Below are 20,300 nucleotides of genomic sequence, written 5' to 3' on the forward strand. Positions count from 1 at the left end.
GGAATTGAAGTGAACTTCACTTCTATTCTCATGAGCGTTTTTGGCTTCAAAGAGCCGAGTTCCAAAGAACTTGGCTGTTCGCCTCAAACGCCCACGCTTATCGGCTGTATATTTTTAAGGATCGAAGTAGAGAATTTCTTCTTTACTTCCGACTCGCTGCGATCAGCGGAGCCTTGAATTCTAGCACAGTTTTTAGCGTCGTTGCAATCAAATTTCTTCGATCTTTTCAACACCAGCGATCTGCATCGCTTCTCTTCAGCAGAGCCTTGCATTGTAGCACGTTTTTGACGTTCTTGCAAAACCCTGGAAGCTTCACTTTTCAGACATTTGCATGTCATCGAGTGCAGGGGCGCAATTCTAGCACCAATCCTGGCGGATGACTGGCGTCATCCGCCAGGATTTTTTCAGGCCGTCGCCAGAGCCTGTTCCAGGGCATCGACGAAGAGGCTGGCCACGTCACAGCCGGTCTGGTCGTAGATCTCCTGGAAGCAGGTGGGGCTGGTCACATTGATCTCGGTGATGCATTGCCCGATGACATCGACGCCTGCCAGCAGCAGTCCACGCTCCATGAGGATGGGACCGATCTCTTCGGCCATGGCCTTGTCGTGCTCGCTCAGTGGCTGGGCCACGCCCTTGCCGCCCGCTGCCAGGTTGCCACGCACTTCGTTGCCCTGGGGAATGCGTGCCAGGCAGTAGGGGACCGGCTTGCCTCCGATGACGAGCACACGCTTGTCGCCCTGGGTGATCTCAGGCAGGAACTTCTGCACCATGACGCTGCTGGCACCGCCCTGGTTCAGGGTTTCGATGATGCTGCCCAGGTTGCGGCCATCGGCGCCGACCCGGAAGATGCCCATGCCGCCCATGCCGTCCAGCGGCTTGAGGATGATGTCCTGGTGCTCTTCATGGAAGGCACGGATGTCCTGTGCACTGCGGGTGACCAGGGTGGGGCCGATGAATTGCGGGAATTCGAGGATGGCCAGCTTTTCCGGATGGTCCCGCAGCGCCCTGGGCTTGTTGAAGACCTTGGCGCCTTCACGCTCGGCCTGTTCGAGCAGGTGCGTGGAATAGAAGTATTCGGAATCGAACGGCGGGTCCTTGCGCATGAGGATGGCGTCAAAGCCTGCCAGTTCAGCCAGCCCCTCCTGGGTTGTCTCGAACCACTGCTGCGCATCCCCCGTGAGCTGGATGTGCCGCACATCAGCGACGACCTTGCCTCCACGCTGCCAGGAAAGCTGCCTGGGTTCACAGGCCACGATGGAGTGGCCGCGCCGCTGTGCCTCCCTCATCATGGCGAAGGTGGTGTCCTTGTAGGTCTGGAACGATTCGAGCGGATCGGCAACGAAGAGGATTTGCATGGCTTGTGTGCGGAAGGCGGCGGCCCGTGCCTCGCCTATATATAGGAAGCAAAAGGGGGTGCCCGGACCTGGGCCGCATGTCAGCTGGCCCGTGCACGTCGGTAATGTTGCACAAATAGCGCCAGGCTGCCTGCGACCACGCCCCAAAACGCCGAGCCGACTCCGGCTATCACCACGCCGCTGAGCGTGACCAGGAAGGTGATCAGCGCCGCCTCCCGGTGCTCCTCTCCCTGCAGGGCCGTGGCCAGGCCGCTGCCGATGGAACCCAGCAGGGCCAGTCCCGCAATGCAGACCACCAGTTCCCTGGGGAAGGCGGTGAGCAGCCCTGTGACCACGGCGCCGAAGATGCCGATGACTATATAGAAGAGGCCGCAGACGGCCGCCGCCGTATAGCGGCGTGATTTGTCCTCATGGGCCTCCGGTCCCATGCAGATGGCGGCGGTGATGGCGCTGAGGTTGAGCGCATATCCGCCAAAGGGGGCCAGCACCAGGGTGGCGATGCCGGTCATGCTGATGATGCGGGAGATGGGCAGGTTGTAGCCCGTGGCGCGGATGACGGCCACGCCGGGCAGGTTCTGCGAGGCCATGGTGACGACGAACAGGGGCAAGGCCAGGCTCACCAGGGCGGGCACGGAGAACTCGGGCATGGTGAAGACCGGCCAGGCAAGGCCTGCATGCACGGCAGACCATTGCATCTGGTCGGTGAGCGCCACCCAGGCGATGGAGACCGCCAGCGTGGCGATGACCGCATAGCGCGGTGCCAAGCGGCGCGACAGCAGATAGGTCAGCAGCATGACCAGCACCAGGGGCAGCGCGTGCCTGGCGGCGGCAAAGGCCTGCATGCCGAAGTTGGCCAGTACGCCCGCCAGGAGGGCGGCAGCGATTTCCATGGGGATGCGATTCATGACGCGCTCGAACCAGCCTGTGACACCCACCAGGATGATCAGCCCCGCGCTGATGATGAAGGCGCCGACGGCCTCGCCCATGGAAAAGCCTCCGGCAAGCCCCGCCGTGGCCAGCACGGCAGCGCCTGGCGTGGACCAGGCGACCATGACGGGCATGCGCAGTATCAGCGAGGGCAGCAGGGAGCACAGGCCCATGCCCAGCCCCAGCGCCCAGACCCAGGAGGTGATCTGCTCGGGTGTGGCATGGAAGGCCTGGGCGGCCTGGAAGACCAGGGCCACCGAGCTGGTGAAGCCCACGAGCACGGCCACGAAGCCGGCCGCAAAGGCGGAGGGACTCAAGTCACGGAGAAAGCGCATCGCGCGATTCTGTCACCACAGTCGCGGATCGTGCGATGCGCGGGCGACGCCTACAGCTCGATCTTGGAGCCCAGCTCCACCACGGAGTTGCTGGGCAGGTGCAGGAAGTCGGAGACACGGCTGGCGTTGCGGTGCATCTGGGCGAACAGCTTTTCGCGCCAGGGCGCCATGCGGTGGCTGATGCGCGGGATGATGACATCGCGCGACAGGAAGTAGCTGGTCTCCATGGCGTCGAGCTGGCAGCCCCGGGGGCGCAGCAGAGACAGCGCCGCCGGCACGTCGGGTTCGTTCTTGAAGCCGTAGTTGATGATGACCTGCCAGCAGTCGCTGCCCAGGGCCTCGATCTCGGTACGCTTGTCCAGGCCCACCCAGGGAATTTCGTGGTTGCGCACCGTAACGAAGATGTTCTGGCTGTGCAGCACCTTGTTGTGCTTGAGGTTGTGCAGCAGGGCGTTGGGCACGGTGCCAGGCTCGCCGGACAGGAAGACGGCCGTGCCCGGCACCCGCGCCGGGGGATGGCGCCAGACCGATTCGAGGAAGCTCTTGAGGTCGATGGCATCGGCCTGCAGCTTTTGGTGCAGCAGCTCGCGGCCCTTGCGCCAGGTCATCATCAGCGAGAACACCGTGCCGCCGATCAGCAGCGGGAACCAGCCGCCATCGAACAGCTTGAGCAGGTTGGACGAGAAGAAGGCCAGGTCCACCAGGAAGAAGAAGCCGGTGGCGGCAATGCACAGGGCCAGCGGGTAGTTCCAGCGGTAGCGGATCACGAAGAAGGTCAGCGTGGTGGTGATCAGCATGTCCAGCGTCACCGCAATGCCGTAGGCGGCCGCCAGGTTGCCGCTGGAGCGGAACAGCACCACGGCCAGCGCGATGGCCACGAACAGGCTCCAGTTGACCAGGGGCATGTAGATCTGGCCGGCCTCGCGCACGCTGGTGTGGCGCACTTCCAGGCGCGGCAGATAGCCCAGCTGTATGACCTGGCGCGTGACGCTGAAGGCGCCCGTGATCAGGGCCTGCGAAGCGATGACCGTGGCCATGGTGGCCATCAGCACCAGGGGCAGCAGGGCCCAGGCCGGGGCCATCATGTAGAAGGGATTCTTCACGGCGGCCGGGTTGGCCAGCAGCAGCGCACCCTGGCCGAAGTAATTGAGCGTGAGGGCAGGCATGGCCACGGAGAACCAGGCCAGGCGAATGGGCTTCTTGCCGAAGTGGCCCAGGTCGGCGTAGAGCGCCTCCGCCCCGGTCACGCACAGCACGACGGCGCCCAGGATGATGAAGCTGGTGCCGGGGTTGTCCCAGATGAAGCGCACCGCGAAGTGCGGGCTGATGGCCGCCAGGATTTCCGGATGGCCGGCGATCTGGTGTATGCCCAGGGCGGCGATGGTGGCGAACCAGACCAGGGTGATGGGGCCGAAAAAGCGCCCTATCCCTGCCGTGCCGTGCTTCTGGAACCAGAACAGCAGGAACAGGATGACCAGGGTCAGCGGGATCACCGCCTTGGTGAAGTGCGGGGAGACCACCTCCAGGCCCTCGACGGCCGAAAGCACGGAAATGGCCGGCGTGATCACGCCGTCGCCATAGAACAGCGAGGTGCCGAAGATGCCGATGAGCAGCAGCACGCTGCGCAGGCGCGGCTTGTCCTTGACGGTCTGCGAGGCCAGGGCCAGCATGGCGACCAGGCCGCCTTCGCCGTTGTTGTCGGCGCGCAGCACCAGGACCACGTATTTGAGCGAGACGATGACCGTCAGCGTCCAGAACAGCAGCGACAGGACGCCGTAGATGTTCTCCTGGGTGAACGGCACATGGCCGGAGCCGAACACCTCCTTGACCGAATACAGCACGCTGGTGCCGATATCGCCATAGACCACGCCGATGGCGCCCAGGGTGAGCGCGGCCAACGAAGATTTGGTTTTCTGCACAGGTCTATGCGCCATCCCGTGGGGAGATGGCTTCAGTCAATTGAAATGCCGGCATTGTCCGCTGTCCTGATGACGAGCGCATCGGACAGCACCCCGATCAGTCGTAGATTTCCGCGTTGGGGTTGGTCGCCTCCAGCTCATAGCTGGCCGCCAGCATGGCGACCCGGGCCACCACGCCGTACATGTAGAAGCGATTGGGCATGCTGGCACCCGGGCGGGCGCCGATCTGGGGCAGCTGGGTGCTGTGCTGGAAGGCCAGCGGCACGAAGCCGGCACCGGGCGCGTTGAGGTTTTCGTCCACATCGCGCTCGGGATGCATGCGGTAGAAGCCGCCGACCACATAGCGGTCCATCATGTAGACCACGGGCTCGGCCACGGCGTTGTTCATGCGCTCCTGGGTGAGCACGCCTTCCTGGATGATCACGTCGTGCACGGTCTGGCCGTCCTTGATCATGCCCATCTTGTTGCGGCTCTTGCGCGGCAGCTCGGCCAGTTCCTTGGCGTCGCGCACGGTCATCACGCCCATGCCATAGGTGCCGTTGTCGGCCTTGACGATGGCAAACGGCTTTTCCTTGATGCCGTATTCCTTGTACTTGCGGCGCACCTTGGCCAGCAGCACATCGACCTGCTCGGCCAGGCCTTCCATGCCCACGCCATTGGCGAAGTCGATGCCTTCGCTGCGCCCGAACAGCGGGTTGATCAGCCAGGGATCGATGCCCAGCAGCTTGCCGAAGCGCTTGGCCACTTCCTCGTAGCTCTGGAAATGGCGGCTCTTGCGGCGCACGCTCCAGCCTGCATGCAGGGGCGGCAGCAGGTATTGCTCGTACAGCTCCTCGACGATGCCCGGCACGCCGGAGGACAGGTCGTTGTTGAGCAAGATGGTGCAGGGATCGAAATCCTTGAGGCCGATGCGGCGCTTGCTGCGGATCACCGGCTCCAGCGTCACCGTGTCGCCATGCGGCAGGGTGACGGTGGTGGTCTTCTTGACATCGGGGCTGATGGAGCCGATGCGCACATTCAGACCGGCCATGTTGAAGATGCGCTTGAGCTGCACCACGTTGGCCAGGTAATGGGTGTTGCGCGTGTGGTTCTCGGGAATGATGAGCAGGTTGCGCGCTTCGGGGCAGATCTTCTCGATCGCCGCCATGGCCGCCTGCACGGCCAGCGGCAGCATTTCGTCGGTCAGGTTGTTCCAGCCGCCAGGAAACAGGTTGGTATCCACGGGCGCGAGCTTGAAGCCGGCGTTGCGGATGTCCACCGAGCAATAGAAAGGCGGCGTGTGTTCCATCCATTCGAGCCGGAACCAGCGCTCGATCGCCGGCATGGAGTCGAGGATGCGCTGCTCAAGCTCGTTGATCGGGCCTGTCAGGGCCGTGATGAGATGTGGAACCATAAAGACCCTCTGGGTACGGCGGTGGGGGGCAATTGTAGAGATTGGACCATGGTCTAAGTGTTTTCCCTAGTCTCTTCGGCATCATCGGCGCCAGAAAGCCGGGGAAAGCAGCGCCATGAAACTGAGAATTTCCAGGCGCCCCAGCAGCATGGCCAGGGTGCAGATCCAGGTCTGGAAGTCGGTGAGCACAGCATAGTTGGAGCTCGGCCCCAGCGCGCCCAGGCCCGGCCCCATGCAGTGCACGCTGGCCAGCACGGCGGAAAAGGCGGTCACCGGGTCCAGGTCGGTGAGCAGCAGCACCATGCTGAGCGTGATCACGGTGGCGCCATAGACCAGCATGAAGGCCAGCACCGAGAAGATCATGCGGTCGTCCACCACGCCGTTGCCCAGCCGCACGGGCTGCATGGCGCGCGGGTGCACGAGTCGCGTGAGCTCGCGCCGCGCCTGCTTGAGCAGGATGAGCATGCGCACCATCTTGATGCCGCCACCCGTGGAGCCCGCGCTGGTGGCCACGCCCGACAGCAGCAGCATGAGCACGGGCGCGAAGACGGGCCAGCTCAGGTAGTCGACAGTGGTGAAGCCCGTGGTCGTGGCCACCGAGACCACGTGGAAGATGCCATAGCGCAGCGCCTCGACAGGCCCGTACACGCCCTTGGCCCACAGCAGCAGCGCGACGATGAGCCCGCCGCCCAGCAGCACGGCCAGCGTGGCGCGCATTTCGGGGTCGCGCCAGAAGCCGTCCCAGCGGCCCTTGCGCATGGCCACGAAGTACAGCGCGAAGTTGCAGCTGGCCAGCAGCATGAAGACCAGGGCGATCAGCTCGATCAGCGGCGAGTCGAAGTAGGCGAAGCTGGCGTCATGCGAGGACAGGCCGCCCAGGCTCACCGTGGCGAACATGTGCATCAGCGCATCCAGCGGCTCCATGCCCGCGGCCCAGAAGGCCAGTGCACAGGCCAGCGAGAACACACCGTAGACGCCCCACAGGCCCTTGGCGGTCTCGGTCATGCGCGGCGTCAGCTTGGTGTCCTTGATGGGGCCGGCGGCCTCGGCGCGGAACAGCTGGGCACCGCCCACGCCCAGCAGCGGCAGGATGGCCACGGCCAGGATCAGGATGCCCATGCCGCCCAGCCATTGCAGGAAGGTGCGCCAGACGTTGATGGACACAGGCAATGCATCCAGCCCCGTGAGCACGGTGGCGCCCGTCGTCGTCAGGCCCGAGACGGCCTCGAAATAGGCATGGGTGAAGCTGATGCTCAGGCCCACATGGCCCAGGCCCAGCACCAGGGGCAGCATGGCGCACAGCGGCAGCACCACCCAGACCAGGGTGACGAGGATGACGCCGTGGCGCGGCTGCAGCTCGCGCCGGAAATGGTCCAGGCCTACCCACAGCGACAGCCCCGCCGCCGCCGTGATGCCGATGGCCCAGGGGTAGATGCGCCAGATGCCGTCGTCGGCAAACCAGGACACGGCAAAGGGCAGCAGCATGGACAGCGCGAACATGACCATGAGCATGCCAAGCACGCGCAGGACGGGGAACAGGTCGCGCATGGGTGTGGGCTCAGAAGAAGGTGGCGCTGACGCGGAACAGGTTTTCCACGTCCCGCACCAGCCGCTTGTGGGGCAGGAAGAAGACCACGTGGTCGCCGCTCTCGATCACGGTGTTGCCGCGCGGGATGATGACCTCGGGCTCGGCACCGGCCGCGATCTCGTCGGCCGGCACGCCTTCGGGAATGCCGCGCACGATGAGGCCGATGTGCGCATCCTCGGGCACGCGCAGGTCCTCGACCTTGCGGCCGACCACGCGCGAGCTCTTGCGGTCGCCGCGCGCCACGATCTCCAGCGCCTCGGCCACGCCCCGGCGCAGGCTGTGCACGGCCTGCACGTCGCCGCGGCGCACATAGGCCAGCAGCTCGCCGAGCATGGCCTGGGCCGGCGACAGCGCAATGTCGATCTGCGTGCCGTGCATCAGGTCGGCATAGGCGCGCCGCGTGATCAGCGAGAGCACGCGCCGCGCGCCCATGCGCTTGCCCAGCAGGCTGGCCATGATGTTGTTCTCGTCGTCGTCGGTGAGGGCCAGGAACAGGTCCACGTCCTCCACGCTTTCATCGGCCAGCAGGTCCTCGTCGGTGGCATCGCCGTGCAGCACCAGCACCTCGGCCGGCAGCAGCGAGGCCAGGTCCTGGCAGCGCTGCTCGTCGGGCTCGATGATCTTGATGTGAAAGCGGCCCGGCACGCGCGACAGCTGCAGCGCCAGGCGCAGGCTGACCTGGTCGCCACCGGCGATCATGATGCGGTAGACGGGGCGCGAAGGCCGGCCCGCGGGCTGGTGGATGGCGCGCAGCACCTCGGCCACATGCTCGCGCGCGGCCAGGATGAAGACCTCGTCGCCGGGCTCGATGCGGGTGTTGCCGTCGCAGCGCACGAAGCGGTCGGGCTCCTCCAGGAAACGCCGGTAGATGGCCACGATGCGCATGGCCAGCTCGGGCATGCAGTCGCGCAGCTCGCCGATGTGCTTGCCGACGGCGGGGGCGCCGTCGCGCGCACGCACCGAGGCCAGCGCGGCGCGTCCGCCCGCGAAGGCGCGCACCTGCATGGCTTCGGGGAACTCGATGAGCTTGCTGATGTAGTTGGTCAGCGATTCCTCGGGGCAGATGATGCGGTCCACGCCGAAGCCTTCCTTGCCCAGCAGCGTCTCGTCATCGCCAAAGCCCGAGGAGCGCACGCGCGCGATGCGGGTGGGAATCTCGAACAGCACCTGGGCCAGCTTGCAGCACACCAGGTTGGTTTCGTCGAGCGCGGCGCAGGCGATCAGCAGGTCCGTGTCCTTGGCTCCGGCCTCGGCCAGCACCTGGGGATCGATACCGTTGCCCACGACGCCGCGCAGGTCGAAGCGCGACTCCAGCTCGCGCAGGCGACGCGCATCGGTGTCGATCACCGTGATGTCGTTGCGTTCGGACACCAGGCTTTCGGCCACGCTGTAGCCCACACGGCCGGCGCCAAGAATGATGATTTTCATGGGTTCATTACGGTGCTGCGGTGCCGGCGCGGGGCATCCCGGCGCGGGGCGTCCCGGCCGGGTGCCTGCCGGCGCGCAGCACGGTCCGGTCAGGTGCGGACTTCGCCTTCACCCAGCACCACGTATTTGAGCGAGGTGAGGCCTTCGATGCCCACAGGACCGCGCGCATGGAACTTGTCGGTGCTGATGCCGATTTCCGCGCCCAGGCCGTACTCGAAGCCATCGGCAAAGCGCGTGCTGGCATTGACCATGACGCTGGCCGAGTCCACCTCGCGCAGAAAGCGCTGGGCATGCATGTGGTCGCGCGTGAGGATGGCATCCGTGTGGTGGCTGGAGTAGCGGTTGATGTGGGCGATGGCTTCGTCCACACCCGCGACGATCTTGACGCTGATGATGGGCGCCAGGTATTCCTCGCTCCAGTCCTGCTCGGTGGCCTCGGCCAGCTGGGCACCGGCCACGGACTTCAGGATGGCCAGCGATTCGGGGCAACCGCGCATCTCGACCCCCTTGGCGGCGTAGATGGCGCCGATCTGCGGCAGGAACTCGGCGGCCACGCCGCGCGCCACCAGCAGGCTCTCGCTGGCGTTGCAGGGGCTGTACTTGTTGGTCTTGGCGTTGTCGGCCACCTTGACGGCCATGGCGATGTCGCAGGGATCATCGACATAGGTATGGCAATTGCCGTCCAGGTGCTTGATGACGGGCACCTTGGCTTCGCGGCTGATGCGCTCGATCAGGCCCTTGCCGCCGCGCGGGATGATGACGTCCACGTAGTCGGGCATGGCGATGAGCTGGCCCACGGCCTCGCGGTCCGTGGTCTGCACCAGCTGCACGCCGTGCTCGGGCAGGCCGGCCTCGGCCAGCGCCCTGGCCACGAGGGCGGCCAGTGCCTTGTTGGAGTCGATGGCTTCCGAACCGCCGCGCAGGATGCAGGCGTTGCCGCTCTTGATGCTGAGGCTGGCCGCCTCGATGGTCACGTTGGGGCGGCTCTCGTAGATCATGCCGAACACGCCGATCGGCACGCGCATCTGGCCCACGCGGATGCCGCTGGGCATTTGCTTCATGCCGATGATCTCGCCGATCACGTCGGCCATGGATGCCAGCTGTTCGCAGCCCTGGGCACAGGTTTCAAGCACCTTGGGCGTCAGGCGCAGGCGGTCCACCATGGGTGCGGACAGGCCGTTGGCCACGGCGCGGTCGAGGTCACGGGCGTTGTCGGTCTGCAACGGCTCCACGTTCTCCCGCAACAGGCGCGCCAGCGCCAGCAGGGCGCGGCTTTTGACGGCAGCCGAGGCTCGGGCCATCTGGGCGGAGGCCACTTTGGCCTGAACGCCCAGGTTGTGGGTGTATTCGACGATATTGAGCGCGTTCATTCCGAGATTCTCGCCGAGTTGCGCCCATTTGCGCACCGGGACCGGGCATGCCCCGCGCCGACATGCGGCTGCGACGCGGCCAGGAAGCGTCTGCGCACGGCCGCCAGAGGGCAAACCCCGCGTCGCGGCGGCCGGCAGGATGTCGCGGCCACCCTACACTGCTGCCCAGTACGCAGAGGTTTTCCCGCCATGTCCACCAGCCACGACACTCTTCTCGCCGCCCAGCAGCTCGCCCAGCTGCACACCGGCTTCGCCCAACTGGCACAGCAGCAGCTGTCGGCCGCCGTGCTCGGACAGCAGGCCAGGGCCTCGTCGGAGTTGCTGCAGGCCCTGCCGCCGCGCTACGGCGAAGTGCTGCTCAATCTGCTGGACCGACTGGAGTCCAGCGCGCTGTTCAGCGAGGAAAGCTGCTCCTTCAGCCAGAAGGACCTGCTGGACAACCTTGAGACCTGGGCCACCAAGGCCCAGGCGCAGCTGGAAAAGACGCGCTAGAACGGTACGTCAGCCCTTGGCACCGGCCTGTGCCAGGTCCACGGCCAGGCGGCGCAGGGCCTGCCAGCCGTCGCGCGGCCAGCCTTCGAAGGCCAGGCCCTTGACGATGCCGTCCACCGCGTGGGCCGATTGCAGCAGGCGCGCGGCCTGGGCGTCGGTGATGCGCGGCAGCAGGCGCTCGAACAAGCGTTCCTTGACGCCCCAGATGCGCTGGGCGCGCAGCGCCATCGGCAGGGGCTGGCCTGCGGCCATGGCGTCCCTCACGCGGCAGATGGCGCGGATGTCCTCGGCCAGGGTCCAGTGCACCAGCACCTCGGCCGTGCCTTCGGCCTGCAGGCCATCGAGCATGCGCGAGACGCGCGCCAGCTGCCCGCCCAGCACGGCCTCCGACAGCTTGAAAACGTCGTAGCGCGCCACATTGAGCACGGCCTGCTCGACCTGGGCCTGGCTCAGTTCACCCTCGGGATGCAACAGCGCCAGCTTCTGGATTTCCTGGTGCGCGGCCAGCAGGTTGCCTTCGACACGGTCGGCAAAGAACTGCAGCGTGCGCTGCCCTTCCTCGCCGGGTGCCACGCGCTGGCCCTGGGCCGCCAGCCGCTGGGCAATCCAGGCCGGCAACTGGGCGCGCTCAATGGGATCGATCTGCAGCGTCATGCCCTGGGCCTCCAGCGCGCTGAACCAGGCCCCCGTCTTGGTGGCCTTGTCCAGGCGCGGCAGCAGGACCAGGGTGAGCGTGCTGTCGTTGCCCCGCGCGGACTCGGCGATCTGCTGCAGCGCGGCGCCGCCGTCCTTGCCGGGCTTGCCCGAGGGAATGCGGATCTCGACGATCTGCCGGTCGGCAAACAGCGACAGCGAGCCACCGGCCGCCAGCACGGCGCTCCAGTCGAAATGCGCGCCGGCCACGGTATAGCTGCTGCGCTCGGTGTAGCCCGCGGCGCGCGCGGCGGCACGGATGGCATCGGCCGCCTCCTGCTGCTGCAGCGGCTCGTCGCCGTGCAGCACATAGAGCGGGCGCAGGCCCTTGGCCAGATGGCCGCCGAGCTGGTTCAGGGCAAGCTGCATGGGGCTCAGGTCAGGCTCTTGACGGCGGCCAGACGGCGCAGCAACTGCTGCACGATGTCGGTGCGCATGTCCTTGTAGAGCATGGCCTCCTCGGCTTCCTTGGACAGCGCGTTGGTTTCGTTGTACGTCACATCGCGCTGCTGCAGGATTTCGGTCTCGGGAATCGGCTCGTCGCCATTGGGCGTGCGCAGCTTGAAGCGCACGCGCAGGCGCAGCTGCAACTCGCGCACCTGGCCCAGCGCGTTCATGCCGACGATGACCCGCTCCTGCCGCTCGCTGACGATCTGGAAGATCGCTTCGGCATCGTCGGGCGATGCCGGATCGCGCAGCACGGTCAGCTTGTCGCTGGCACTGGCCAGATTGCGCGACAGCTCCCGCGCTACCGGAGAGCCCCGGCCCGCCTGGATGTACAGCGAGCGGAACACGAAGGTCGGCACCCCCCGCAGGCGAAAGCCGCAGGCCCCCAGCAGCGGAGCCAGGGCCAGGGCGGTGAGCAGGGTACGTTTTTGCATGCTTGGTTCCTTGTGGGCGCCGGGCAAGCCCGGCGCCCAGGGGGGTCAGACCACGACGTTGACCAGGCGGCCAGGCACCACGATCACCTTCTTGGGCACGGCACCGTTGGTGAACTTCTGGCATTCCTCGTTGGCCAGGGCAATGCGCTCGATCTCGGCCTTGTCGGCCGTCGAGGACACCAGGATGGCCCCGCGCAGCTTGCCGTTGACCTGCAGCACCAGAGAGATCTCGTCCTGCACCAGAGCCTGGGGATCGACCTGGGGCCAGGGCGCATCCAGCACGTCGCCCAGGTGGGCGGCATAGCCCAGCTCGCTCCACAGCGCATGGGCCAGGTGGGGCGTGGCCGGGTAGAGCACGCGCAGCAGGATGCCGAAGCCTTCGATCAGCGCCACCTGGGCGCCCGCGTCGTCGAAGGACTTGAAGTCCTCCAGCGCGTTGATCATCTTCATGGCGCCCGAGACCACGGTGTTGTACTGCATGCGCTGGTAGTCGTATTCCACCTGCTTGAGCACGGTATGGATCTCCAGGCGCAGGGACTTGGCGGCCTTGCCGAACTCCACGTCGTCCAGCGACTTGGCGCCGGCCACGCTTTGCACGGCACCGGCCATGTCCATCTGCGACAGCTTGGCGCCGAAGTTGTAGACGCGGCGCAGGAAGCGGTAGCTGCCTTCGACGGCGGCATCGTTCCACTCCAGCGTCAGCTCGGGCGGCGCGGTGAACATGGTGTACAGGCGCGCGGTGTCGGCGCCGTACTTCTCGATCAGCTCCTGCGGATCGATGCCGTTGTTCTTGGACTTGGACATGGTGCCCACGCCCTCGTAGTCGATGTCCGTGCCCACGGGCAGCAGGCCATCGGCGCTGTCCACCTCGGCCTTGAGCTTGGCGCCCACGATCTTGCCGGTCTCGTCGAACACATGCTCGACATCCTTGGGCCAGAAGTACTCCTTGGCACCCTTGGCCGTGCGGCGGCTGTAGATGTGGTTGAGCACCATGCCCTGGGTCAGCAGCTTGGTGAAGGGCTCATCGACCTTGACCAGGCCCAGGTCACGCATGACCTTGGTCCAGAAGCGCGCGTACAGCAGGTGCAGGATGGCGTGCTCGATGCCGCCGATGTACTGGTCCATGCCGCTGCCGCCGGTGGCGGCATTCTGGTCCCGCATCCAGTACTCGGCACCTTCCGCCACCATCTGCTCGCTGTTCCTGGCGTCGCAATAGCGCATGAAGTACCAGGACGAGTCCACGAAGGTGTCCATGGTGTCGGTCTCGCGGCGCGCGCTCTTGCCGCAGCAGGGGCAGACCACGCCGGAGTGGAAGGCTTCGCTCTTGATCAGGGGGTTGCCCGAGCCATCGGGCACCAGGTCCTGGGGCAGGACCACGGGCAGGTCCTTGGCGGGCACGGGCTGGGCGCCGCAGTCCTCGCAGTGGATGATGGGAATCGGCGTGCCCCAGTAGCGCTGGCGGCTCACGCCCCAGTCGCGCAGGCGCCAGGTGGTTTTCTTCTCGCCAAGGCCCTTGGCGGCCAGCAGTTCGGCCACCTTGTCCACGGCCGCCACATGGGGCAGGCCGTCGAGTTCGCCGGAATCGATGCAGACAGCGCGCTGCTTGTCGCCGTACGAGTCGGCCCATGCCTCGGTGCTGAAGGTCTCGCCTTCGACCGCGATGACCTGGCGGATGGCGATGCCGTACTTCTTCGCGAAGGCGAAGTCACGCTCGTCATGCGCGGGCACGCCCATGACGGCGCCGTCGCCGTAGCTCATGAGCACGTAGTTGCCGACCCAGACCTCGACCTGGGCGCCCGTCAGCGGATGCGTGACGAACAGGCCCGTGGGCAGGCCTTCCTTTTCCTTGACCGCGAGTTCGGCCTCGGTGGTGCCGCCCTTCTTGCACTCTTCGATGAAGGCGGCCAGCTTGGGGCTCGTGGCGGCGGCGTGCAGGGCCAGCGGATGCTCGGGCGCCACTGCGCAGAACGTCACGCCCATGATGGTGTCGGCACGCGTGGTGAACACGTACAGGCGGCCGTCCTGGATGGGCTGGCCGTCGGCGCCACGGATGTCGTGGGTGAACGCAAAGCGCACGCCGGAGCTCTTGCCGATCCAGTTTTCCTGCATCAGGCGGACTTTTTCAGGCCAGCCGGTCAGCGTGGCCTTGTCGCCGCCCACCTGGACATGGTCCAGCAGCTCCTGGGCGTAGTCGGTGATCTTCAGGTAGTAGCCGGGGATTTCGCGCTTTTCGACCGGCGCGCCCGTGCGCCAGCCGCGGCCGTCGATGACCTGCTCGTTGGCCAGCACGGTCTGGTCCACCGGGTCCCAGTTCACGACCTGGGTCTTGCGGTAGGCAATGCCCTTTTCCAGCATCTTCAGGAACAGCCACTGGTTCCACTTGTAGTAGTCGGGGTCGCAGGTGGCGATCTCGCGGCTCCAGTCGATTGCCAGCCCCATCGCCTGCATCTGCTTTTTCATGTAGGCGATGTTGTCGTAGGTCCACTGCGCAGGCGGCACCTTGTTCTTGAGCGCAGCGTTCTCGGCCGGCAGGCCGAAGGCGTCCCAGCCCATGGGCATGAGGACGTTGTAGCCCTTCATGCGCAGCTGGCGCGTCAGCATGTCGTTGATGGTGTAGTTGCGCACATGGCCCATGTGCAGCTTGCCGCTGGGGTAGGGCAGCATGGAGCAGGCGTAGAACTTGGGCTTGGCCTGGTCTTCGGTCACGCGGTAAGCGTCGCGGGCGGACCAGTGGTCTTGCGCTGCGCGCTCAACGTCGATGTGGTTGTATTTCTCTTGCATGGTGCTGCGGCCCAGGGGCCTGACAAGGTGGATTGCCGGAATCAACCGGCGATTTTAGGCCCCCGGCCCGGCCGTGCCCGAAGCCGCCCACAAGCCCGCAGGCGGTACTGCGTCATCGGCGGCCGCTTGCCCGCCTATGGCACGGGGAAAAGCCGCACTGCGTATGCTTGCCAACTCTGCGGCGCCATGCCGCAGGCGTTCCTCCATCGCCAGCCCGGGCTTGCGCAGGAACCGATGCGCATCTCCCGGGCATGCCGCCACTGCGCGCGGCCTCATGGTGCCGGCCGCAGGCAGGCCGGCACTGCAACGCCCTGGAGTTTTTCTTGCTGAACTGGTCTTTGATTTCCGGCTGGGATCCCGTCATGCAGGCCCTGGCCGCGCTGTGCGCGCTGGTGCTGCTGGCCCGCTCGGCGGGGTTTGTCGTGCAATGGCTGCTGCTGCGCGTGCTGCCGCGCATGCGCAGCACGCTGGTGGAGATGGAATGGGCGCAGGTGCTGCTGCACGACAGCGTGCTGCAGCGGCTGGCCAAGGCCGTGCCTTCGCTGGTCATGCAGTCGGGCGTGCAGGCCATACCGCAGCTGCAGCCGCAGTGGGCCACGCTGATCCTGAACCTGGCCATCGCCTGCACCATCTACCACGTGGCCCGCGTGATCAGCGCCCTGCTCAACGCCATGAACGAGGCGCACGAGCTCAAGGAAGAGCGCAAGGCCACGCAGGCCCACTCGATCAAGAGCTATGTGCAGTTGGGCAAGCTGCTGGTGTTCCTGATCGCCATCGTGCTCATCGTCGCCACCCTGGTGGACCGCTCGCCGCTGTTGCTGCTGTCGGGCCTGGGCGCGGCCTCGGCCGTGCTGATGCTGATCTTCAAGGACACCATCATGTCCTTCGTGGCCGGCGTGCAGCTGGGCTCCAACGACATGCTGCGCGTGGGCGACTGGATAGAGATGCCCCAGGTCGGCGCCGATGGCTTCGTGATCGACATCGCGCTGCACACGGTGAAGGTGCAGAACTGGGACAAGACCATCACCACCATTCCCACCTGGCGGCTGATGAGCGACAGCTACAAGAACTGGCGCGGCATGTTCGAGTCGGGCGGGCGCCGCATCCGCCGCTCGCTGCACATAGACGCCCACACCATCCGCCTGCTGACGCCCGAGCAGCGGCAGAAACTGGCGCTGCTGGAGCCCCTGAAGGACCATTGGACCCGCAGCGGCGACCTGCGCATGGCCGACGCGCCTGCAGGCAGCGAGATGGCCGCGCAGCAACTCAGCAATCTGGCCGTTTTCAAGGCCTATGCATACGCCTACCTGCTGCGCCATCCGCACATCCACAAGACGCCGAACATGTTTTTGCTGGTGCGCACCATGGAGCCTTCGCCCATGGGCGTGCCGCTGGAGCTGTTTTGCTACACCAGCACCACGGTCTGGGTGGAGTACGAGGCCATACAGGGCGCGATCTTCGACCACCTGATCGGCATGCTGCCGCTGTTCGGGCTCAGCCTGTACCAGCGTTCCTCGGACCATGGCCAGCATCTGCGGCTGGCGGGCAGCGAGCGCTGGCCCGAAGGACAGCAATAGGTTCGCGGACGCAGGCCCGGCGGCGCTTCAGCGCCCGGCGCCGGAAGGGCCCAGGACGGCGGCGGACCGGCCCTCCTGGCTTCGCGCAGGCTCTGCCACGAAGCCCATGCGCGTCAGGCCCGCCGCGTGGGCCCAGCCCATGAGCTCGGCCACGCGGCCATAGGGCACGGCCTGGTCGGCACGCAATTGCAGCTCGGCCTGGGGATTGCGGGCGCCAAGCCGGGCCAGACGCTCGCGCAGTGCCTCGGGCGTGGTGGGCTGGCCCTGCACCCAGAGCGCGCCCTGCGCATCGACCTCCAGCAGCAGCGCATCGTCCTCGCCCGCTGCCGCCATGGGCTGGGTGCCCTGGGCCTGGGGCAATTGCACGCGCAGGGAGGCAGCCAGCATGGGTGCCGCAAGAATGAAGATGACCACCAGCACCAGCATCACGTCCACCAGCGGGGTGACATTGATGGCGTGCATGGGCTGGGGGGCGCTCTCCTTGCCGCTCAGTCGTCCGAAGGCCATGTGCGCTCCTGCCTGGCCGCCCGGTCAGGGCGCTTCCATGGGGCCGGCCGGCAGGCCGGCGACGGGCATGCCGTCATCCGGCTGCGCCTGCCCGGGCTGCTCCAGGCCGAACATGGCCTGCAGGTCATGGGCAAAGCCTTCGAGCAGGGCTTCCATCTGGGCGGCGGCGCGGCCCAGCAGGTTATAGGCCAGCACGGCCGGCAGGGCCACGGCCAGGCCGGCTGCCGTCATCACCAAGGCCTCGCCCACAGGGCCGGCCAGTTGCTCGATGCCGATCTGTCCGCTGCCGGCCAGCGTGGCCAGCGCGTGGTGAATGCCCCAGACGGTGCCCAGCAGGCCGACGAAGGGCGCCGTGGCGCCCACGGTGGCCAGCAGGGTCTGGCCCCATTGAAGCTGGTGGCTGGCCGACTGCAGCGCCTGGCGCAGGCCGCGCGTGAGGCGCACGGAGCGCGCTGCGCGCCCCGAGAGCGCCATGCCGCTGCTGCCCGTGGGCGCGAGGGCCTGGGACACGGCCCCGGCCATGGGCGCCACCAGTTGCTGGCGATCGCCCTCGGCCATGCGGGCCTGGCCCGTGGCCAGGTCCGGCGCACTCCAGAAGGCCGCAATGGCCTGTGGAACTCGGCGGCGGCTGGCGGCCATGAACCAGATCTTCCAGACAATGACCACCCAGCTGGCCACCGACAGCGCCAGCAGCAGCAGCGCCGTGCCGCGCGCCACGGCGTCGCCTTGCTGCCACCAGAGCCAGAGTGGGCCGGTCATGGTCTTTATCTCGCCCGTATGGCCAAAGAGAGGTACGCGGCGCTACGGCCCAGGGTCTGTGCCATCACAGACCCAAGACATCGTTCATGTCGTACTGGCCCGTTGCCTTGCCTGCCAGGAAGCGTGCCGCCCGCAGGCTGCCCTGCGCATAGCCGGCACGGCTGCTGGACTTGTGCGAGATCTCGATGCGCTCGCCCGTGCCCGCGAACAGCACCGTGTGGTCGCCGATGATGTCGCCGCCGCGCACGGTGGCAAAGCCGATGGTGTTGTCCTCGCGCGCGCCGGTGTGGCCGAAGCGCTCGTAGACGGCGCGGTCGGCCAGCTTCGTGCCCTGAGCTTCGGCGATGACCTCGCCCATCTTGAGGGCCGTGCCCGAGGGGGCATCGACCTTGTGGCGGTGGTGGGCCTCGACGACTTCGATGTCATAGCCGCTGGACAGCGCCTTGGCCGCCATCTCCAGCAGCTTGAAGGTGACGTTCACGCCCACGCTCATGTTGGGCGACAGCACCACGGCCGTGCGCTGGGCGTACTCGGCGATGCGGGCCTTTTGCTCGTCGCTGAAGCCCGTGGTGCCGATGACCAGCTTGACGCCCAGCTCGGCGCAGATGGCCAGGTGGTCCATCGTGCCTTCGGGGCGCGTGAAGTCGATCAGGCAGTCGGCCTTGGACAGCGCGGCGCGCACATCGCTTTCGATGGCGATGCCGCTGGGCTGGCCCAGGAAGGCCGAGGGGTCGGTGCCCAGCGAAGGGCTGTCGGCGCGGTCCAGCGCGGCGGCCAGCGCAAGGTCATCGCTTTGCGCGATAGCCTCGATCAGCATGCGGCCCATGCGGCCGGAGGCGCCGGCCACGGCCACACGCAGGCGCTGGTTGTTGCTGGAGGAAGTGGCAGTCGTGGCGTTCATGTCGGGAAAGGGATGCACAAGCTCAATGCATGGACAGCAGGCAACAGGGGCGCCAGACAGGCGCCCCGGCGGCCTTCATCCACGGAAAAACGCCCGCATGCCTTGCGGCGCGCGGGCGGCGATATCAACGGGCGCCGGATTCCAGTGGCGGGTAGCTGGCCGCTGCGGGCGGCGGCTCGGCGGCCACGGGCTCTTCCACAGGCTTGGCGGCCGGGAACTTGGACAGCTGCTCCTCGCTGGCTTCCAGTTGAGGAATCTTGCCCAGCTTCTTCTTGGAGCCCAGGCTGGCGACGAATTCGGCCTCGGTGGGCATCTCGTCGCCTTCGGAGCGGGCAAACAGGTCGCCGTTGAAGAAGACGGTCAGCTTGCGCACCTGCGAATCGACGCCGGGGCGCTTGATGGTGAACACATATTCCCAGCGGTCGGCGTGGAATACGCTGGTGACCAGCGGCGTGCCGAGAATGTCGCGCACCTGCTGGCGGCTCATGCCGGGCTGCAGGGCCTCGACCTGTTCACGGGAGACGAAGTTGCCTTGGACGACCTCGACCTTGTAGGGAGTGACGACATTGGCGACTCGGTGCGCGGCGCCATCGAGGCTGCTGCAGCCTGCCAGCGCCACCCCGATCGACAGCATCAGGGCCGCACTCGTGCGGCAACGGGCTTGAACATGCATTGGTATCAGCATAGGGATATGATCGTGGATCATTGTAGCGGCTGGTCCCTAGGGCTTGCGATCATGCGACGCCCCTGGCACCAGGGCCATTTTGTTCGCCGCCCCGCGCCTGCCATGGTGGCAGTCCAGCGGGCAGTCTCTGCCAAAGACCCAGACATGAAGAACATCGACGAACTCAAGAGTACCGGCCTGAAGGCCACGCTTCCCCGACTGAAGATCCTGGAGATCTTCCAGACGGGTGCGCAACGCCACATGACGGCCGAAGACGTGTTCCGCGTGCTGCTGGACGAACGCTCGGACATCGGCCTGGCCACGGTCTACCGCGTGCTCACGCAGTTCGAGCAGGCCGGCATCCTCATCCGCAGCAATTTCGAGAGCGGCAAGGCCGTCTACGAACTCAATGAAGGCCAGCACCACGACCACTTCGTGTGCACCAGCTGCGGCAAGGTCGAGGAGTTCTACGATCCCGATATCGAAAAGCGCCAGAACCTGATCGCCAAGGCCAAGGGCTGGGTGATCCAGGACCATTCGATGGCCCTGTACGGACAGTGCGCGGAATGCGCGAGCCGGCCCAGCAAATAAGGCCGGATCCCTCAGAAAAAGCGGAGTGTGAAGCACTCCGCTTTTTTTTGCCTTTTACTTTTTGCTACCGGCGCTTTACAGGGCGAAGCACATGGGCGGAGGATGCTGGCATCCAATGGATGCCCCCTACCCACCGAGA

The 20,300-nt window shown here is 66.3% G+C and carries 17 protein-coding genes; 3 read left to right on the plus strand and 14 right to left on the minus strand.

Annotated features, from left to right (window positions below):
* Window positions 1-404: 404 nt before the first annotated feature.
* The 7 genes from gshB to IB269_RS23825 all read right to left on the minus strand — a co-directional run bounded on the left by gshB (window position 405) and on the right by IB269_RS23825 (window position 10,315).
* Window positions 405-1,355, minus strand: a complete 951-nt coding sequence (gene gshB, locus IB269_RS23795) for a glutathione synthase (protein ID WP_192368495.1) — start codon at window positions 1,353-1,355, stop codon at window positions 405-407.
* Between the two features lie 80 nt (window positions 1,356-1,435).
* Window positions 1,436-2,617, minus strand: coding sequence for a benzoate/H(+) symporter BenE family transporter (locus IB269_RS23800; protein ID WP_192368496.1), 1,182 nt, complete (start codon window positions 2,615-2,617; stop codon window positions 1,436-1,438).
* A 50-nt stretch (window positions 2,618-2,667) separates the two neighbouring features.
* On the minus strand, window positions 2,668-4,536 hold the full coding sequence (locus IB269_RS23805; RefSeq protein ID WP_034397428.1) for a potassium transporter Kup: 1,869 nt from the start codon (window positions 4,534-4,536) through the stop codon (window positions 2,668-2,670).
* A 97-nt stretch (window positions 4,537-4,633) separates the two neighbouring features.
* Window positions 4,634-5,929 (minus strand): glutamate--cysteine ligase, encoded by a 1,296-nt coding sequence (gshA, locus tag IB269_RS23810; protein ID WP_012207794.1) that lies wholly within the window; start codon window positions 5,927-5,929, stop codon window positions 4,634-4,636.
* Between the two features lie 81 nt (window positions 5,930-6,010).
* Window positions 6,011-7,477, minus strand: coding sequence for a TrkH family potassium uptake protein (locus IB269_RS23815; protein ID WP_013804766.1), 1,467 nt, complete (start codon window positions 7,475-7,477; stop codon window positions 6,011-6,013).
* A gap of 10 nt (window positions 7,478-7,487) precedes the next feature.
* Window positions 7,488-8,945, minus strand: a complete 1,458-nt coding sequence (gene trkA, locus IB269_RS23820) for a Trk system potassium transporter TrkA (protein WP_012207796.1) — start codon at window positions 8,943-8,945, stop codon at window positions 7,488-7,490.
* Window positions 8,946-9,034: 89 nt separating this feature from the next.
* The gene (locus tag IB269_RS23825; protein ID WP_012207797.1) at window positions 9,035-10,315 is read right to left on the minus strand and encodes a glutamate-5-semialdehyde dehydrogenase; all 1,281 of its coding nucleotides are present in this window, start codon (window positions 10,313-10,315) and stop codon (window positions 9,035-9,037) included.
* A 189-nt stretch (window positions 10,316-10,504) separates the two neighbouring features.
* Here IB269_RS23825 and IB269_RS23830 point away from each other — a divergent pair, with 189 nt between their 5' ends.
* Entirely contained in the window at window positions 10,505-10,807 is a 303-nt protein-coding gene (locus IB269_RS23830; RefSeq protein ID WP_192368497.1) for a hypothetical protein, read from the plus strand.
* 9 nt (window positions 10,808-10,816) lie between these two features.
* Here the strand turns inward: IB269_RS23830 and holA are convergent, their stop codons facing one another.
* From holA to leuS, 3 genes are read right to left on the minus strand one after another with little or no spacing between them, the layout of a single operon-like run.
* Window positions 10,817-11,869: a DNA polymerase III subunit delta gene (holA, locus tag IB269_RS23835; RefSeq protein WP_012207798.1), complete on the minus strand. Its 1,053-nt coding sequence runs from the start codon at window positions 11,867-11,869 to the stop codon at window positions 10,817-10,819.
* 5 nt (window positions 11,870-11,874) lie between these two features.
* Entirely contained in the window at window positions 11,875-12,381 is a 507-nt protein-coding gene (gene lptE, locus IB269_RS23840; RefSeq protein WP_012207799.1) for an LPS assembly lipoprotein LptE, read from the minus strand.
* Window positions 12,382-12,426: 45 nt separating this feature from the next.
* A complete protein-coding gene (gene leuS / locus IB269_RS23845; RefSeq protein ID WP_192368498.1) occupies window positions 12,427-15,162 on the minus strand; it encodes a leucine--tRNA ligase in 2,736 nt (911 codons plus the stop codon).
* Between the two features lie 362 nt (window positions 15,163-15,524).
* Between leuS and IB269_RS23850 the strand changes: the two genes are divergently transcribed.
* Window positions 15,525-16,739 carry a mechanosensitive ion channel family protein gene (locus IB269_RS23850; protein WP_063328630.1) on the plus strand — a complete coding sequence of 405 codons (1,215 nt, stop codon included), beginning with the start codon at window positions 15,525-15,527 and terminating at the stop codon, window positions 16,737-16,739.
* Between the two features lie 27 nt (window positions 16,740-16,766).
* Here the strand turns inward: IB269_RS23850 and IB269_RS23855 are convergent, their stop codons facing one another.
* From IB269_RS23855 to IB269_RS23870, 4 genes are all read right to left on the minus strand, one after another.
* On the minus strand, window positions 16,767-17,246 hold the full coding sequence (locus IB269_RS23855; RefSeq protein WP_012207802.1) for an ExbD/TolR family protein: 480 nt from the start codon (window positions 17,244-17,246) through the stop codon (window positions 16,767-16,769).
* A gap of 24 nt (window positions 17,247-17,270) precedes the next feature.
* Window positions 17,271-18,005, minus strand: coding sequence for a MotA/TolQ/ExbB proton channel family protein (locus IB269_RS23860; RefSeq protein WP_192368499.1), 735 nt, complete (start codon window positions 18,003-18,005; stop codon window positions 17,271-17,273).
* Between the two features lie 64 nt (window positions 18,006-18,069).
* Window positions 18,070-18,906, minus strand: a complete 837-nt coding sequence (gene dapB, locus IB269_RS23865; protein ID WP_099735026.1) for a 4-hydroxy-tetrahydrodipicolinate reductase — start codon at window positions 18,904-18,906, stop codon at window positions 18,070-18,072.
* Window positions 18,907-19,030: 124 nt separating this feature from the next.
* Window positions 19,031-19,579, minus strand: a complete 549-nt coding sequence (locus tag IB269_RS23870; RefSeq protein ID WP_065345015.1) for an outer membrane protein assembly factor BamE — start codon at window positions 19,577-19,579, stop codon at window positions 19,031-19,033.
* Between the two features lie 156 nt (window positions 19,580-19,735).
* On the opposite strand from IB269_RS23870, the gene fur reads away from it, so the two are divergent.
* Window positions 19,736-20,161 carry a ferric iron uptake transcriptional regulator gene (gene fur, locus IB269_RS23875; protein WP_013804774.1) on the plus strand — a complete coding sequence of 142 codons (426 nt, stop codon included), beginning with the start codon at window positions 19,736-19,738 and terminating at the stop codon, window positions 20,159-20,161.
* Window positions 20,162-20,300 lie beyond the last annotated feature (139 nt).

Origin of the sequence: Delftia sp. DLF01 (assembly GCF_014852125.1) — a bacterium.
GTDB classification, from domain to species: Bacteria; Pseudomonadota; Gammaproteobacteria; order Burkholderiales; family Burkholderiaceae_C; genus Comamonas; species Comamonas acidovorans.